The organism is Halomonas sp. AOP43-A1-21, assembly GCF_052376775.1.
GTDB lineage: Bacteria > Pseudomonadota > Gammaproteobacteria > Pseudomonadales > Halomonadaceae > Vreelandella > Vreelandella colorata.
This window is the reverse complement of sequence record NZ_JBQSWC010000053.1, coordinates 1-15,361: the sequence shown is the minus strand read 5'-3', so window position 1 is coordinate 15,361 and position 15,361 is coordinate 1. Positions and strand designations below refer to the sequence as shown.

Below are 15,361 nucleotides of genomic sequence, written 5' to 3'. Positions count from 1 at the left end.
GCCGGTTGAGTATGAAAGGCGTTACTTTAAGAGCCTAACGGGTGTCTAGAATATCCGGGGCGATTCAAACTTATCATAATCGGTAGTTTAAAAATGAAAGTTAGTGTTTTAACACTTTTGAGTGTACTTGCTTTGTGGGGGGGAACTACATTTGGGGAGATATCCTCGAAGGGAGATGCCTATGTCGGTAGAGAGATATTGACCGAGGAGCAGCGCAGCGACGCATTGTTGCAGTTGAAGAACATGCGTGACCAGTGGCAAGAAAAAATCCAGAATATCGAAGACTCGCTTTTGGCCAGTCGGCTGAACAATGACGTGCTTATTTTTTACCGTGACATGCATGAAGACTTGCTTTTTGACGACCAGGCTTATCGCCTTTCGTATATCAATCAGCGCTTCCCGCGGGCGGGAGATTATGCCAATTTGCAGGCTTTTCTGGACGCTTACCTAGACAATATGGTCGCTTGGCAGTTTGTCCCTGAAGCCCAGCGTTTCTGGATAACGCCTCCCTTCTCGTTTCCTTTTGACATACATATGCTTTATACCCATGTAGCGATGGATGACGGAGAGGTGAAGCCCTTACCTGAAGTAGGCAGGGGGCGGGCAAGCAATACCGAGTTTCAATACTACAACGAAGAATACCAGTTTCTTGATAAACGCAGCCAAGACGACCCTAAACCAACGACTCTGCTGGCTAAGTCTCAGGTCACCCTGCCTGAAAATTTTATTGAGTTTGAATTTGACGGCTCGGATGTTGGCAAGACACTGGAGCGTCATGGCTATACTATTACGCCACGCCGATTCACCGAGTTTACCTACGATGTAGAGATTCAGGTACCCGCGGACCAGACGCTGCCATTGCGTGACATGGATATCGTAGGTGAAGCAGTTGCGAGCGGTGAGAGACATATCTACATGCGTTCGGAAAAGCACCTTAACAAAGATTACTTTGCCCAGAAGGCGGCATGGCTGGATGACACGATTGAGCGGGCAGTGCAGGGCACAATAGAGCTGACCGATATTCCAGCAGAGATTCATGCCCTTAATGAGCGCTTATCTTTCACCGACGGTACGATTCTGCATAAAGCGTTCGCTTTTAATGGTTCGATTGAAAAAGCCAGAGTCACTTTGTTGCCTCAGGCAGAGCAGAATAACACGGTTTCTCGCTCGCTTGAGATTCCTGTTTACTCCAGGCCGGTAGGTGACAGCGACCTGACAGTACTCTCCGATGCGGTTTTAGAGGAGCCCGTTTTTCGCCATTGGACCCAAGCGCGTGCAGACATATCGGCCGAAGAAATGCAGCATCAGATATTGATAGGCTACAACACGTTTGACCTCGAACGCCCAGATGTGGATTACGCTGAATCGATTTACCTGAACTACCCTGAGGTACAAAGTCAGCTTTTCGTAAGTCCGAATGAGCGTTACGATTATCAGTCAGATGCTGCGGCGCAAAGTGTGCAGTTTTATAATGCTGAGGGAGCTCCTATCGAGATGCCCGATGCGGTTAACGTGTTTGCTTTTACGGAACACGGTCTTGTCTATAACCCACACCACTTTCCCGTCTGGCCAGCGCGAGTCACGGCCACGCTACCTGTTCTGGCCATGCCGGATATCATAAAGCAGCGTTTTAGCCCGGCTGAGTTACCCGAAGGTATCCGCTTGGACGGAAATCGACTAACGGTCGATTATGAGGTGTTTACTCCCGAGGAAACGATCAATAGAGAGCAATTACGCACCTCAAATTTGAATCACTTTTTTGCCTTGGGCTCCGCCCAGCGCTATCTCAAGCAAGTGGGGAGCGTTGTTGGAATTAGTCGTGAAGACCGTGAACCTATACAGGTATTTTATTTCTACGGCAGACCGGAAAGTATTGAGCTGTGGTATCGCGGCGAGACTCGCTATGTAGATTATGAGGTAGACGTCGAGCTTAGAGATCCACCTTTGTCAGAGTAGCGCTGAGATCATCTGATGATAATGCAATATTTATTTGGGTAGAAATGTTTTGGACTAACATACAGTGACTATCGGGGTGGAGTCATTACGCGGCTAATATCATTTTCAAAGCCCAGCCATTACTCTATGCACTCAGCTTACCCAAGGCGATCCATCGATCTTATGACGAGAAAAACACTAGGCTTGAAAGTCAAACGGCAGCAAGAGGTCAAGCCCGCCAACGACGTTGAAGATCAATTCACCGATGACCCCGAAAAACGCTTTCTAAACGGCGTTGCCATTCATCCTTCCCCCCGCATTCACCTGGAGCCTGGTTCCACCCAGCGCAGCGTGCGGGCGATGGATTTGATTACGCCCATCGGGATGGGGCAGCGTGGCTTGATCGTCGCACCGCCCGGCTCCGGTAAAACGACGCTGCTCAAACATATCTGCCAGGCCGTGGCCGAGGCGCACCCGGAAATAAAGCTGTATGCCTTGCTAATCGATGAGCGCCCGGAAGAGGTAACGGACTTCAAGCGTAGCGTGACGGCCGAGGTGCACGCCTCATCGTCGGACGAAACCTACACCCACCACGTGCGGATGGCCGACCAGCTTCTGGCGTCGGCGCGTAGGCAAGCCGGCGAGGGCCACGATGTGATGATTGTGATCGACTCATTAACGCGGCTCTCGCGCGTTCATAATGCCGAGCAGCGGGGCAATGGTCGTACCATGTCTGGTGGGTTGGATAGCCGAGCGATGGAAATACCCCGCAAGCTGTTTGGCGCCGCGAGGAAGATCGAAAACGGTGGGTCGCTCACTATTCTAGCTACCGTACTGGTGGATACGGGAAGCCGTATGGATCAGGTGATCTTCGAGGAATTCAAGGGCACGGGCAATATGGAAATCGTGCTGTCACGCGAGGTGGCCAATCAACGGATCTTTCCGGCTATCGATATCGCCAAGAGCAGCACCCGCCGTGAAGAGCTTTTGATCGATGCAAAGGATATCGAAAAAGTACGCACACTGCGTCGCGCGTTGACACAACTTAAGCCAACCGAGGGCGCGCAGAAGTTATTGGAGCTATTGGAGAAATATCCAACCAATGCCGAGCTGCTGGAAGCGTTTTCAGCCCCCGAGTAGTGAGAGCGAAGTTTGTCGGCCCCTGTGCTTATCAATGTGTTGGTGGATGGACTCCGGTTTAAAAAAACAGCAGGGAAGCTCACCTTTTATTCATTCAATAGGTGAGCTTCTTTGTTACGTATTAGCGATTACTTCTTTTTATAATTCAAGTTTGAAGCGGGTAGTGCTTTTTTAACCGGAAAGCCTTCGATTTCCTTACGCTCAATGATGCTGTTCAATCGCCTTTCAATGGCACAAAGATTTTTAAAGTCACTGATGTCGACCAAAGAGATGGCTTCACCCGAGGCACCCGCACGGCCGGTCCGGCCAATACGGTGGATGTATTCTTCTGGCTGAAAGGGTAAATCGTAATTCACTACACGGCTCAGTTCACCGATATCCAAACCACGACCGGCCACCCCTGTAGCGATCAGGTACTTGAGCTCGCCGGATTTGAACTGACCTAAAACTTGTTCGCGCATGGCCTGGCTTCTACCGCCATGAATGGAATCTGCGATGATGCCGCGTTTTTCCAATTGGGCAACAAGCTTCGCGGCATTGTGTTTTTTCTCGGTAAAAATAAGCGCCTGATCCCACTCTTGCTCGTTGATCAAGTGACTCAACAAGGCCGACTTGGCGTCTTTGTCTACCGCGATTAGCCATTGCTTGATGCTGGCGGCGGCGCGCTCGTTGGGAGAAATGGATATTTCAGACGCTAGATCGGTCATCTTGCTGTCTGAAAAACCGTAGGCCAGCGCCCGAACGTCGCCGGTCATGGTCGCCGAAAACAACAGATTCTGACGGTTTTCAGGCAGGCGTTCTATGATTTTGTTGATATCGTCGACAAAACCCATGTCGACCATTCTGTCTGCTTCGTCCAGCACCATGGCTTTAAGTTCATCAAAGTGCAGCGCACGCTGATGAGCCAAATCCAGCAATCTGCCCGGTGTGGCGACAAGAATATCAACCCCTTCAATCAAGCGCTCTTTTTGAGGTTCGCTATCAACACCCCCATACACCGCCATAGATGTTAAGTGCAGGTGTTTAGCGTATTGAGCCACACTGGCTTCGACCTGAATCGCTAATTCGCGGGTTGGGACCAGGATCAGCGCACGTATGCGTTTGCCGCGTAACGTGCCCGCTGTGCTGAACCGTTCTAGCAGAGGCAGAACAAAGGCAGCGGTTTTGCCGGTTCCGGTTTGAGCGGTGGCGATTAAATCTTTACCCGAAAGAATGGCAGGAATCGCCTGTTCCTGGATGGGCGTTGGTGTTTTGTAACCTAGTTCGGTAATCGCTTGAACCAAAGGACTGGATAAGCCTAGTTTTGCAAAGGGCATAAGAAGCTCTGACGGGATGTCGTAAGGGGTGTCGAAAAAAAGATGCCGCAGTATAGCGTAAAAGCAGCCGTCCGTAGATCGAATAATGCATTAGCTTTATGGCGGTAAACAGTGCTTAATGTAATGATTTTGAAGGAATTTATTACAATAAATTAGAAGTTTTTTATGGTGCGATTTAATTTTTAGGATCTTATTTTGTTTGCTTCTAGTGCTGTGTTTTTGATTTGAAATCCAGTTTCGTTGGATGTTGTTATGGGGCGATTAAATATTTAATTTAGTTGACCTTTTCCCTAAAAAATTAATACAGCTGGCTTATGGATATTTTCCGCATTATCCCTCCCTAATCCCTCCCTCTAAGCTGAATTGGCAAGTCTCAAGCCAATAACACCCGCATGGGTGGGCTCTTATGAAGGTCAGCGCTAGCCACCTCGAATAGCTCCCCATACTCAATCCTGCCATCCTATTCCAAGCATCCGAACCTGTGCGGTACGTAGCGTCTTTCTTTATAAAAGCACGCTCAGCGAGCGATAATAATGCCACTAGACTCAATGTCTCACCAAAACATATGTCTGCGTAGCATGTGGGGTCATAAAATTTCTGCGCGACCTAATCATAATTTATTAATAGAGTATGATAAAATAAAGTAAAACGAGCGGGCATGCGAATGTTGGATTTATATCTTTATTGCTAGCTCAGTGTTTTATACAATAGTTAGTTATAATTAGTTTTGTGGGCTGTGTAAAGCTATTAAAAGTTATGCGCATCCAAGAATTTTATATAACTGACTATATAATTATGTTAGTCATTCAGGGGGTTATATGATTGAATCTCAGTTTAAAGAGTTTATTGATTTTGTTGTTTCACAGTCTAATAAGCAGCATCCAACTATTGGCGGGCGAAGTATATTTAACGTTGAAGTAGTTGGCAATGAACTTGTGTTTATCCCAAGTGGCTCGGGAATACGTCGGAAGTCGGGTAATGCGAGAAAGTTTTTTGAACGACATAGAGAAAATGGCTCTTATAAAACAACAGATTATTCCGAGAAGTCTGTAAATGCGTCTTATTATTTATCTTTGTTAAAAAGCTTTTATGCTAAAGATAATGAAGTTTCTTATTTTGAAAGTATTGAATCACCTAAGGCGGTCGAAGGTTATTTGTTAGATTTTAAATATTTTAAACTTAAGAGAGCTAGGTTTTTAGCTGATGAATGCAAAAAAAGAGACGATTATAAGTGTCAGGCTTGCAATTTTAAGCTTAGTGTTAATGGTAAATATGTAATAGAATGTCATCATAAATTTCCACTTGCAGAGTCTGGAAAAACTACAACTGAGCTAAGTGATTTAATATCACTATGTCCAACATGTCACCGTTTAACTCATTTGCGACAGCCTGCTTTGTCTATAACTGAACTTAGAAGAATGTTGAAGGATGCCTGAAAAGTTATTTAAAAGGACACGAAAGTTAGTTTCTGCTTCTTTATCGTTAATGTTAGCCAATACTCTTTTACCTACTGGTAGGGCGTTGAGGCGGTAGAGACCTCCTCTGACGCCTACATTTTGGTAGAATTAGGAAATAGGTGAGGAGTGATCAGCATGTCGCTTTTTAAGGTTTATGGACCTTAATTTTTTGTGCCCGCGCTTCCGCCTGATCCAAAAGTACCGGTCCGCTACCCAGTTCAGCCAACCTATCCTCCGGGTTATACAGCGGGCAGTTGGTCATGCTCAAACACCCGCAGCCAATACAGCCGCTCAGGTTATTGCGCAGCGTTTGCAGGTAGGCAATACGGCCATCCAGCATGCGCTGCCAATTCCTGGAAAGCTGCTGCCAGTCTTCTACCGTGGGCGTGCGGTTATTGGGCAGTGACTCAAAAGCTTTCTTGATCTCGTCCAGGCTGACACCCACTTTTTGCGCGGCTTTGATCACTGAAATGCGTCTTAGCACCTCCGGTTTATAGCGGCGTTGGTTACCCGCATTGCGCGAGCTTTGAATCAGCCCTTGCTGCTCGTAGAAGTGGAGGGCGCTGATATTAATACCGCAACGCTTGGCTACTTTGCCGACACTCCAATTTGCCTCCGCCATCGCTGCCTCTGTTTTTTTCTGCTGGTTCGTAAAAAAAGCTTTACCTAAACTTAGGTTGAGGTTTTATCCTTTTATCCGAACCCATACAAGGAGAAAACCTATGTATTTGGAACACGTTAACCTAGTCGTGATGGATATGGATGCCATGCTGGACTTTTACCGTACTGCTTTCCCGCACTGGCGGATACGCGACGAAGGCCATGGCGAGTGGTACGGCAAGCCGCGCAAATGGGTGCACTTTGGTGATGACCGCCACTATTTGGCGTTGAGTGATCATGGCGAAGGGCAGAACCGTGCGCTGGAAGGCCATAGTGTTGGCCTGGCCCACTTCGCCTACGTGACCGATAACCTGGATGCCGCAGTGGCCCGGTTGAATAACGCGGGCTTTGCCGTCGCCAAGCCCGGTGCCACCGAGCCGTTTCGTAAAAATGTCTACTTTGTCGATCCGGCCGGATTTGAGGTTGAATTTGTCGAGTATCTCAGTGATATTCCGGCGGAGCGTAATCTAAATCGTGATGCGGCGTTAATGGAACACTGATGAGCAAAGGAGAGCCCATGAATATAAACGTGGCACGCTACGGAGTGATTCTTAATACCGAGCGCTATGTTGAGTGTGTTGCTTTTTACCGTGGGCTGTTTGGATTGCGTCAGCTCTTCGAACGGGATGAAGATGGTTTCAAACTGACTTGCCTGGAGTTCGGCGATGGTTACTTGATGGTCGAGCAGGGCGGTAAGGCAAAGAGCAGCGTCAAGACTCCCGAGGAAAGCAGCTTTAAATTACGATTCAACGTCGATGATTTGGAAGAGACATTATCGAGAGTTAGAGCATGGGGAATTGAAGCGGCCATTACTGAAAACGCTTGGGGAAGAACGATCAATATCGCTGATCCCGATGGCAACCGGGTAGGTATCAGGGATGAAATTGGTTTTGTAAAGCAAATTGATAGTTAGCAGCTTCCGCATCGGAAAACTCATATGGCTGTTACTTAACGTGACTCGATCCTAATAAGCGGGTTATGCGAATTAGTTGAAGCTCGACTGCAATAGCTTTATTAGTGCGCCCTCAAGGCAGCCTATGCCCAGCAGCACGATTAATTGATAAGGGAAACACATGAGAAAGGTAACGCTCGAAGGAGTAATCATTGTGCCGCAAGCTGAGCTTGGCGTTTTCCAGGAGGCGCTGGTGCTTCATAAGCAGCAAACGCTGGCGGAGCCAGGTTGTATAACGTTCAATGTCATTCAGGATCAAACCGATTCATGTCGCTATACCGTGTACGAGGAGTTTGTCGATCGCGCTGCTTTTGACCAGCATCAACGGCACGTGGGCGAACTCCGACTGGGGGAGGCTGACCGGCAACGCCGTGCGCCATTATGAGATAACCGAGTAACTAAGAATTGTTTTTAATACGTCAAGAGCAAGACAAAAGCTGATTTATACCGTTTGTAGCAGTCCTTTGGTGACCGACAGGGCTGGTCGTGCTCACGTTTTCACACATACGACGAAAGGCAGACTAGCCTCTTGGCATAGCCGCGGTGCCTCAGTTCCTTTCTCATATAGTGGGTCTATTTGAAAAAAGCCACTGTCTTTAACGTATCGGTGAGAGTAGGTTGCGCATCCGCTCGCCGATATTGAAACCGCTTTAAACGCCATTACCTAGCGGTTGAGCTATTCATTACCAACCACATGCATCACGCACCGGGGCAATCATTGTTTCAATACCCTCGATATTAAAGCCTATGGTGATGGGCTCGCCACTGTTCGGGGTAATGCCTATGTTCAGGGTTTGCGCCCCGAGCAGGCTTTGAATGAAAGCGGTCGCGTCGGCACTTTCCCAAAAACCTACCGCGTGGCCGTCATCGATCGCTTCCATCAAGTACGTTTCGGGTTCATCGTCGTCCAGCTGCACCGTGACGGGGCCATATTCGTAGGTACCGCTTTCGTCCTCATCGAACAGGTTGAAATAGGCCACGGTCGTGTCCTCAAAGCAGCGAAAAACGAGCGCAGGCCCAGCGGATTCGAGGGCATGGGTCTTGAGCACGACGAAGTGTAAATCGAGTTCATCGTAGTGCTGTTCTTCCGTTTCCCAATGCGAGCTGGTGGTGGCATCCTGGGCCATGGCCATACTGGGTAAAAGCAACGGGATGGCCAACAGCAGTGCCTTGTCGATGTTCATTCTCTATCTCAATCCTTAAAATACTTTTCGCGAACCCGAGTCTTTCTCGGCTTGTTCGAGACAGACGATAGCATGCAGGGCGCGACCATACCCGGCTCATGAAGCTAGCTACGACGCCGCGAAACTCACAAAGCCAATCAGTGACAAGGATTTGTATGAATGATTACTTGCCATGTTAAGTATGTAATCGACCCCAAGAAAGTTAACGAATTCGAAAAGTACGCCAGAATGTGGATCCCGCTGGTCGAGAAATTCGGCGGCCAGCACAACGGTTATTACTTGCCAGCGGAAGGGGCGAACAACATCGCGCTGGCATTGTTCACCTTTGAAAGTCTGGCGGCGTATGAGCAGTATCGTATCAAGTCGTTGCGCGACCCCGAATGCATCAAGGCATTCGAATTTGCCGAGCAAGTCGATTGCATCATTAGCTATGAACGCAGCTTTTTCAGGCCCGTGCTGAGCTAGGGGTGAACGCCATTTCTAACCCGGCAGGTTTGAAAAGCGGGCCCGTAATCACCATACAAACAGCGATTGTGACGTGAGGACGACCTCACCGCTCGATTTTCGTCAGGGGACGGCCCCGGTACTTAAAAGAGGAATACATGAGCTGGTTTATCTTGTTTATCGCGGGCCTTTTAGAGATCGGCTGGGCCATCGGGCTGAAGTACTCGGAGGGCTTTACGAAACTCTGGCCCACCGCCTGGACGATATTCTCATTGGCGGCGAGCTTTCTATTGCTGGGTCTGGCGCTGAAAACTTTGCCTGTCGGCACCGCTTACGCTATCTGGGTGGGTATCGGCGCAGTAGGCACGGCTATTTTAGGTATCGTACTGTTTGGCGAGTCCGCAGGCGTATTCAAACTGGTAAGTTTGATGTTGATCTGTGTGGGGCTTGTCGGATTGAAACTCGCCCATGCTTGATCGAAAATCAAATGCTGCTCACTCCCGTGCAGAGTGCTTGCTCAATAAGTCGGTACCATCGGCGTTTTGAGCGATTTCCTCGTCCACTTTTTGCATCAGTTTATCGTCAGGCCGGGCATCAAGTACCGTTTCGGCCTGCTGGCCCTCCAGTATCAGTTTGGCGCGCGCTTTTGCCTGCTGTTTGTCTCTGGCTTCAGCGGAGTTCAGCCGCATGGCGCCGGACGGGTTCTGAATAGAGTCGGACTGCGACGGAACAGGCTCGCTCTGAGGGCTAACGGCCGGTAAGTGTGTTAGCGCGTATTCAATCTTAGGACTGAAGCTTAACCGGTAAATCGGCTCCGGCAGGCTGAAGCCCTGATTTTCCAGCGCGTGCTTGGTTTCACGAATGGCGATGCTGCGCGCTTTACCAAAGTCGGTCGTGGACTGATCGACCCACCCCTGAAACTCCAATACGATGTTGGAATCGCCAACACGCGTGATAAAGCCGATAGCCTTGGGCTCGTTCAATACGAACGCTAATGCTTTGAGCGCATCAAGGCCCACCTTGATGGCGGCCAGGGGATCGTCATTGGCGTCCACTCCCAGCTCGAAATTAAAGCGGCGCTCCGGGTTCTGGGTGTAGTTGAGAATGATGCCTTTGAAAACATCGGCATTGGGAATACGCAGCTGGTTGCCTTCCAGGGTCATGAGAATGGTGGCACGGGAGGTGAGGCGCACCACGATGCCTTCGCGGTCGTTGATGACCACATGATCGCGCGCCTGAAACGGCTGACGGACGCTGAGCATCAATGAGGCAATGTAGTTCTCGATCGTGTCCTTGACGGCAAAACCGATGGCAATGCCGATCACCCCAGCGCCCCCCAGTAGGGTACCGATGACCGTTTCGGCACCTATCAGGCTCAACGCCATGATCAACCCAAGCACGATGAAGATTACCTTGATGGTCTGGGCCACCAGCTCGGCAACGAAAGGATTGGGTGTCAGCCGCAGCCACAGGCGCTTGCGGTTGGATAGCCAGGCTCCAAACCAGGCAACAAGCCCAAATATCACAAAGCCCACTAATAATAGCGGCAGCGCCCTGATCAGGTTCTGGCCCCGCGCCCGCAGGCCCTGATAGGCGGTCGTGACGTTATCCTGAACGTCGAGGGTGCGGTCGATTTGGTCTGCTACTGTCACCACATCAGTCAACCGATTGGCTAGGCCGACCGCTTGCTGGGCTTTTCTGTCATTGGCGGTTTCTCCCCCTAGCGTCACGATACCTTGTGCTACGTTGACTTCGACCGCCCCCAGCCCGTCTATTTCCGAGAAAATGCCGCTGATTCGCTGGCGAATCTCCTCGTCCTTTAACGGCGATGGGGTGGTTTCGATCTGTGAGTTTTCAGGACCTTCGCCCGGGGTGGCGGCTGGGGTAGCGCTGGCGCCCGGCGCACCCTGCTCGGCGGCGTGAACCGATCCACTCACAAGCATGCTAGTCAGTAACAGAAGTGGAACCAGCACCTGGAGCGCTTTGCGGGCACCTGAAAGGGATAAAGAGGCGGTCATGATCATCCTTGTCGGTTGACTGATACGCTGACGATTTGATGAAAATGGCTTGTCAGGCATGGCTATCCAATAGTGTTGTGCCGGTTTCAGTCTAGTGGGTTTTCCCGTATCGGCGTCCTCTTGTGCTGTCATTACAGCGCTCTTGGCTATAGACCCAAAGCATCATCCCACTATTATGTTGCGTGTATGCTGGAGTGCGATAACTTAGTTATCGAAGCTACTTGTCATAAATAATCCAGCACTAGTTAGCACTCGGCCGCGAGGGATGCATATATGGCATAGTATTTTGCCGATACCGGTATAGGTGAGCGGTATGATCAATACCGTCCGAAAACCCACCAAGCCCTCTTTCAGATAATGAAGCGGCATCTGCCCGCCGCACGCTTTGGCCGAGCAGTGGACGTAGCGTGCGGCACCGGCGACTCTACCGTTCCACTTCTGGATATTGCCCAGGAGGTCATGGGTATTGATTCCTCATACGAGATGCTGGCCATCGCGCAAGGGCGTGGCTTAACCGTGAGAAAGGCGGACTACACTGAGCTGCCCGAGCAAGGCCGCTTCGATCTCATCTCGACGTGTATGGCGTTTCACTGGTTCGATACTGCCCAAGCACTGGCTGCCTATAAAACCGCATCCAATCCTGGGGCTATCTGGATCATCTATAACTTCGCGTTCGCGGGGCACTCGACTTCTGACACGTTCAATGATTGGCTCAGTAATGAATACTTTGAGCGCTTCCCATCACCGCCTCGCAATCGTTATGAAGATATGAAGCTCTTCGGCGACCTTCAACTCTCCGCCCTGGCAAGCGAAAAGGGTTGGTTGCCGGTTACGTTCACATCTGAATCTCTGGTGGGATATCTTACCACTCAATCAAATATCGAAGGGGCGGTGCGAAAGGGCAGGGCGTTGGATTCGATAGCGGCGGAGCTACGTGGAGACCTATCTCGTATCGACCTTACTGGCGCATTTAAATACGCCTACTCTTACGAAATTCTCCAGTACGCGGGTCGTTGATAAAACTCATTGTACTGCCGCCGGGTATCAAGTATTTCTGAGGTGAAAAGTGAGCTATCTGGAAGTAGGTATCAGCGAAATTCCCATCGAGCTTTTGCTTGAAGCGGATCCTTCCGAGGAAACCATTGCATCCTACCTGGAGGGCGCCTGGTATTTTGCCGCGAAGCGTGATGAAAAGGTCATTGGCGCGTGCATCGCCAAGCCGATCAATACCGGTACCGCCGAGATATTCAATATTGCGATATATCCGCAATTTCAACAGCAAGGGGTTGGGTCTGGCCTACTGCGATTCGCCTTGAATGAGCTGAAGACCAAGAATATGCAGCGGGTGGAGTTAAGCACCGGCACCTTTGGGTATCAGCTTACCTATTATCAGCGCCATGGGTTTAGAGTTGACCGGGTAGTTAAAAATCATTTTCTAGATAATTATCCCGAACCTATTTTTGAGAACGGCATACAGCACCAGGATGCGTTGCGACTATACGTTGCGTTTTAATGCTAGAGCCCTTTAAAGCCTATCCAGTACACTCTTAAATCTTTATCTGACGGTTTAAATAATGAACAAAATAGCATGGCTGCTGATCTTCCTCGCGACCCCGGCGCTGGCAGGTGTCGATTTGGTGAAAGTAGATAAATCATACAACCGCATGTATCTCCTGGATGGAGACGAAGTGGTCAGAGAGTTTCACGTCGCGCTTGGCGGAAGTCCGCAGGGGCATAAGGTGCAGGAGGGCGATCAGCGAACGCCCGAAGGCCACTACGTTCTGGATTATAAGAAAGAAGACTCCTCTGCTTACCGCTCAATGCATGTGAGTTACCCTAACGAAGCCGATACGGCTAATGCAGAAAGCCTGGGTGTGTCGCCTGGCGGTTTTATTATGGTGCACGGCCAATTTAACTGGCTTGGATGGTTGGGTCCTATTACGCAACGCTTTAATTGGACCAATGGCTGTATTGCATTGACCAATGCCGAAATGGACGAGTTTATGGAGCTGGTAAAGGTGGGTACGCCCATTCATATTGAGTGGTAATGCTCAGCTTATTCAGGCGGGATGTCTTCCAATTCAATGGGCTTTATATAAAAAGGCTATCTCATGGCAAAAGTAACCTTAAAAGGTTTTATAACCGTCCCCGAAAGCGATCTTGAAGCCGTGAAAGCCGGGCTTATTCATCACCGACAGCTCACCTTTGAAGAGCCAGGCTGCATAATGTTCGAGGTCACTCAGGATAAAGCCGATCCGTATCGTTTTAACGTCTATGAAGAGTTTGTCGACCGAACCGCTTTTGAACAGCACCAGCAGCGTGTGGCGAACTCCGACTGGGGAAGGCTAACTGGTAACGTAAAGCGCCATTACGAGGTGTTTGAATAAGCTATAGCGCTCCGCTACTCCCATCAAGCCGATAAGGCAGCGAGTGAACAAACGCACGCGCCCTGAACGCAGCAGTGATAAAATAACAAATTGGCTGCAGATCGCGCGCCTTCAAGAATTTTTTATCGCTCAATAAGCTAATAAGTCGGTTTATTTTCATTTTTTGTTTTTCAGAAATAGGGTTGTGGTTAATGATTAATACCAAGATTTACAAGGCGGTCTATGAGTTGGCTGAAAAGCTGATGAGGGCGGCTGACAAAGAAGATAGAGAGGCTTTTGATTCGCTCTATGCCGAGCTGAAAGCTATTTGCATCGAGAATGAAAATACCGATAAAGATCATCCAGAGCAGTGGGAAACGCTGGCGGACTTTACCGAGGAGTTGGATGACGCGCTGGTGGGCTATGGAAAAGCGCTGGAAAAAGCCGTTGCGATCAATTCCAAAGAGCATATGTCATCCATCGCTCTTTCCATGGCTAAATTGCAAATGGAGCTGGGCCAGACGGAGGCGGCAATTCAAAGCCTGCAAAATGCCAAGGCCAGCGCTAATAAAGTGCATGATGAAGAGCTTAAAGCCGAGATTGATGAGCTGCTTGTAAAGCTATCAGCAAGCTAGTTTGGCTACGTAAGATACAAATTTATGCTGAACCTAAAGCACATGAACATTGATTGTGCTGGATTTCCCTAAGACTAGGAGCTGTATTTTGATCAATAATGATATTCTGCGCCGTATACGGTATGTCTTTGATTTAAAAGATAACACCGTAATGAAAATTTTTTCTCTGGCAGAGTTTGATGTCACCCAGGAGCAGGTTTCTGCCTGGTTGAAAAAAGATGACGACGCAGAGTTTGTTAAGCTGAAAAATAAAGAATTAGCCGCGTTTTTGAACGGCTTTATCAGCTTTAAGCGGGGCAAGCGTGAAGGCCCGCCGCCCGCGCCAGAACCCGATTTGAACAACAATATGGTATTCCAGAAGCTGCGTATCGCGCTGAATTTAAAAGCTGAGGATATTTTAGCTATTTTTGAGCTGGCCGAGTTCCGCTTAAGTAATCATGAGTTAAGCGCGTTTTTCCGTAAACCCAGCCATAAGAATTATCGTGAGTGTAAAGATCAGGTGCTGCGCAATTTTTTAATGGGCCTTCAGCTCCAGCTGCGCCCAGAGTCCAAGGGGTCAGAAGCCTGAATTTTAACGCTATTATTGATGGTGTTTCGCAGTAAGGCAGAAAGCTTGTCTTTCTGCCTTACTGACCTGCCCGCCACCCACCCACCAATAGCCTGGAGAGCCCTTTGGAGGCAGTAGCATCCAAGCCTTATAGTGGGTTGGCCTGGTTATAATGAATTATTGCTAAAGAAAATTCTCTTGGTTCCGATAATTAATCAAGCCCGTCAACTTTTTATCGCCACCAAGAGTTATCCATGCCAAAACCGCTGATCTGTTTCATCACTACGTTGTTACTACTGATGTCGCCCACTGCCCAGGCGAATACCGATGCGGCAGAAGCAGCAGCGCTGGCATGGCTTGAAGCAATCGACAGCGGCGAGTTTGAACTGGCCTGGGAAGTGTCATCACCGCTGCTTAAGCGCCCGCTTTCACCCAGCATGCTAGAGCGGACCATTAGCGCGGCACGGCGTGATTTCGGGTCGGTGGAGTCCCGCCGACGCACGCGTGTCATCAGTGCAACGTCTATGCCCGGTGCTCCTAAGAATGATTACAAGGAGTTCACCTATCAAACGCGATTTACCAATAAGCCCAACATTACCGAAACCATTACGCCGCATCTGGAAGAAGGCGTTTGGAAAGTAAGCGGTTATTATGTCAACTGAACTTATTAACGGTATTGAATAGACACTTTTAGCCACCGCGAAATG

Annotated in this window: 19 protein-coding genes; 15 read left to right on the top strand and 4 right to left on the bottom strand. The window is 49.3% G+C overall.

What is annotated here, in order from left to right:
* The first annotated feature begins 93 nt into the window (after positions 1-93).
* Complete coding sequence (locus tag ACT3R7_RS19780) at positions 94-1,956, top strand: hypothetical protein (RefSeq protein WP_441676415.1); 1,863 nt, start codon at positions 94-96, stop codon at positions 1,954-1,956.
* 162 nt (positions 1,957-2,118) lie between these two features.
* The gene (gene rho, locus ACT3R7_RS19775) at positions 2,119-3,075 is read left to right on the top strand and encodes a transcription termination factor Rho (RefSeq protein WP_193092920.1); all 957 of its coding nucleotides are present in this window, start codon (positions 2,119-2,121) and stop codon (positions 3,073-3,075) included.
* 128 nt (positions 3,076-3,203) lie between these two features.
* On the opposite strand, the gene ACT3R7_RS19770 is transcribed toward rho, so the two are convergent.
* Positions 3,204-4,391, bottom strand: coding sequence for a DEAD/DEAH box helicase (locus tag ACT3R7_RS19770; protein ID WP_193092919.1), 1,188 nt, complete (start codon positions 4,389-4,391; stop codon positions 3,204-3,206).
* A gap of 818 nt (positions 4,392-5,209) precedes the next feature.
* Here ACT3R7_RS19770 and ACT3R7_RS19765 point away from each other — a divergent pair.
* A complete protein-coding gene (locus ACT3R7_RS19765) occupies positions 5,210-5,827 on the top strand; it encodes an HNH endonuclease (RefSeq protein WP_193092918.1) in 618 nt (205 codons plus the stop codon).
* Between the two features lie 166 nt (positions 5,828-5,993).
* Here ACT3R7_RS19765 and soxR read toward each other — a convergent pair whose 3' ends face one another.
* A complete protein-coding gene (gene soxR / locus ACT3R7_RS19760) occupies positions 5,994-6,470 on the bottom strand; it encodes a redox-sensitive transcriptional activator SoxR (RefSeq protein ID WP_441675002.1) in 477 nt (158 codons plus the stop codon).
* Between the two features lie 100 nt (positions 6,471-6,570).
* Between soxR and ACT3R7_RS19755 the strand changes: the two genes are divergently transcribed.
* The 3 genes from ACT3R7_RS19755 (at position 6,571) to ACT3R7_RS19745 (ending at position 7,845) form a co-directional block, all read left to right on the top strand.
* A complete protein-coding gene (locus ACT3R7_RS19755) occupies positions 6,571-7,008 on the top strand; it encodes a VOC family protein (RefSeq protein ID WP_441675004.1) in 438 nt (145 codons plus the stop codon).
* A gap of 17 nt (positions 7,009-7,025) precedes the next feature.
* Complete coding sequence (locus ACT3R7_RS19750; RefSeq protein ID WP_441675006.1) at positions 7,026-7,421, top strand: VOC family protein; 396 nt, start codon at positions 7,026-7,028, stop codon at positions 7,419-7,421.
* Positions 7,422-7,581: 160 nt separating this feature from the next.
* Complete coding sequence (locus tag ACT3R7_RS19745; protein WP_441675007.1) at positions 7,582-7,845, top strand: putative quinol monooxygenase; 264 nt, start codon at positions 7,582-7,584, stop codon at positions 7,843-7,845.
* Positions 7,846-8,143: 298 nt separating this feature from the next.
* On the opposite strand, the gene ACT3R7_RS19740 is transcribed toward ACT3R7_RS19745, so the two are convergent.
* Positions 8,144-8,644 (bottom strand): type VI secretion system-associated protein TagO, encoded by a 501-nt coding sequence (locus ACT3R7_RS19740; RefSeq protein WP_441675009.1) that lies wholly within the window; start codon positions 8,642-8,644, stop codon positions 8,144-8,146.
* Between the two features lie 159 nt (positions 8,645-8,803).
* Between ACT3R7_RS19740 and ACT3R7_RS19735 the strand changes: the two genes are divergently transcribed.
* Positions 8,804-9,109 carry an NIPSNAP family protein gene (locus ACT3R7_RS19735; RefSeq protein WP_441675011.1) on the top strand — a complete coding sequence of 102 codons (306 nt, stop codon included), beginning with the start codon at positions 8,804-8,806 and terminating at the stop codon, positions 9,107-9,109.
* A gap of 137 nt (positions 9,110-9,246) precedes the next feature.
* The gene (gene sugE, locus ACT3R7_RS19730) at positions 9,247-9,564 is read left to right on the top strand and encodes a quaternary ammonium compound efflux SMR transporter SugE (protein WP_441675013.1); all 318 of its coding nucleotides are present in this window, start codon (positions 9,247-9,249) and stop codon (positions 9,562-9,564) included.
* Between the two features lie 18 nt (positions 9,565-9,582).
* On the opposite strand, the gene ACT3R7_RS19725 is transcribed toward sugE, so the two are convergent.
* The gene (locus tag ACT3R7_RS19725; protein WP_441675015.1) at positions 9,583-11,238 is read right to left on the bottom strand and encodes a mechanosensitive ion channel domain-containing protein; all 1,656 of its coding nucleotides are present in this window, start codon (positions 11,236-11,238) and stop codon (positions 9,583-9,585) included.
* Between the two features lie 168 nt (positions 11,239-11,406).
* Between ACT3R7_RS19725 and ACT3R7_RS19720 the strand changes: the two genes are divergently transcribed.
* From ACT3R7_RS19720 to ACT3R7_RS19690, 7 genes are all read left to right on the top strand, one after another.
* Positions 11,407-12,123: a class I SAM-dependent DNA methyltransferase gene (locus ACT3R7_RS19720; RefSeq protein WP_441675035.1), complete on the top strand. Its 717-nt coding sequence runs from the start codon at positions 11,407-11,409 to the stop codon at positions 12,121-12,123.
* A gap of 49 nt (positions 12,124-12,172) precedes the next feature.
* Positions 12,173-12,619, top strand: coding sequence for a GNAT family N-acetyltransferase (locus ACT3R7_RS19715; RefSeq protein ID WP_441675017.1), 447 nt, complete (start codon positions 12,173-12,175; stop codon positions 12,617-12,619).
* 61 nt (positions 12,620-12,680) lie between these two features.
* Positions 12,681-13,154, top strand: coding sequence for a L,D-transpeptidase family protein (locus ACT3R7_RS19710; protein WP_441675018.1), 474 nt, complete (start codon positions 12,681-12,683; stop codon positions 13,152-13,154).
* A 63-nt stretch (positions 13,155-13,217) separates the two neighbouring features.
* The gene (locus ACT3R7_RS19705; protein WP_441675020.1) at positions 13,218-13,493 is read left to right on the top strand and encodes a putative quinol monooxygenase; all 276 of its coding nucleotides are present in this window, start codon (positions 13,218-13,220) and stop codon (positions 13,491-13,493) included.
* Positions 13,494-13,684: 191 nt separating this feature from the next.
* On the top strand, positions 13,685-14,107 hold the full coding sequence (locus ACT3R7_RS19700) for a hypothetical protein (protein ID WP_018917358.1): 423 nt from the start codon (positions 13,685-13,687) through the stop codon (positions 14,105-14,107).
* An 88-nt stretch (positions 14,108-14,195) separates the two neighbouring features.
* On the top strand, positions 14,196-14,675 hold the full coding sequence (locus tag ACT3R7_RS19695) for a YehS family protein (protein ID WP_441675036.1): 480 nt from the start codon (positions 14,196-14,198) through the stop codon (positions 14,673-14,675).
* A 233-nt stretch (positions 14,676-14,908) separates the two neighbouring features.
* Positions 14,909-15,316 (top strand): DUF4019 domain-containing protein, encoded by a 408-nt coding sequence (locus ACT3R7_RS19690; protein WP_192539695.1) that lies wholly within the window; start codon positions 14,909-14,911, stop codon positions 15,314-15,316.
* The last annotated feature ends 45 nt before the right edge of the window (positions 15,317-15,361 follow it).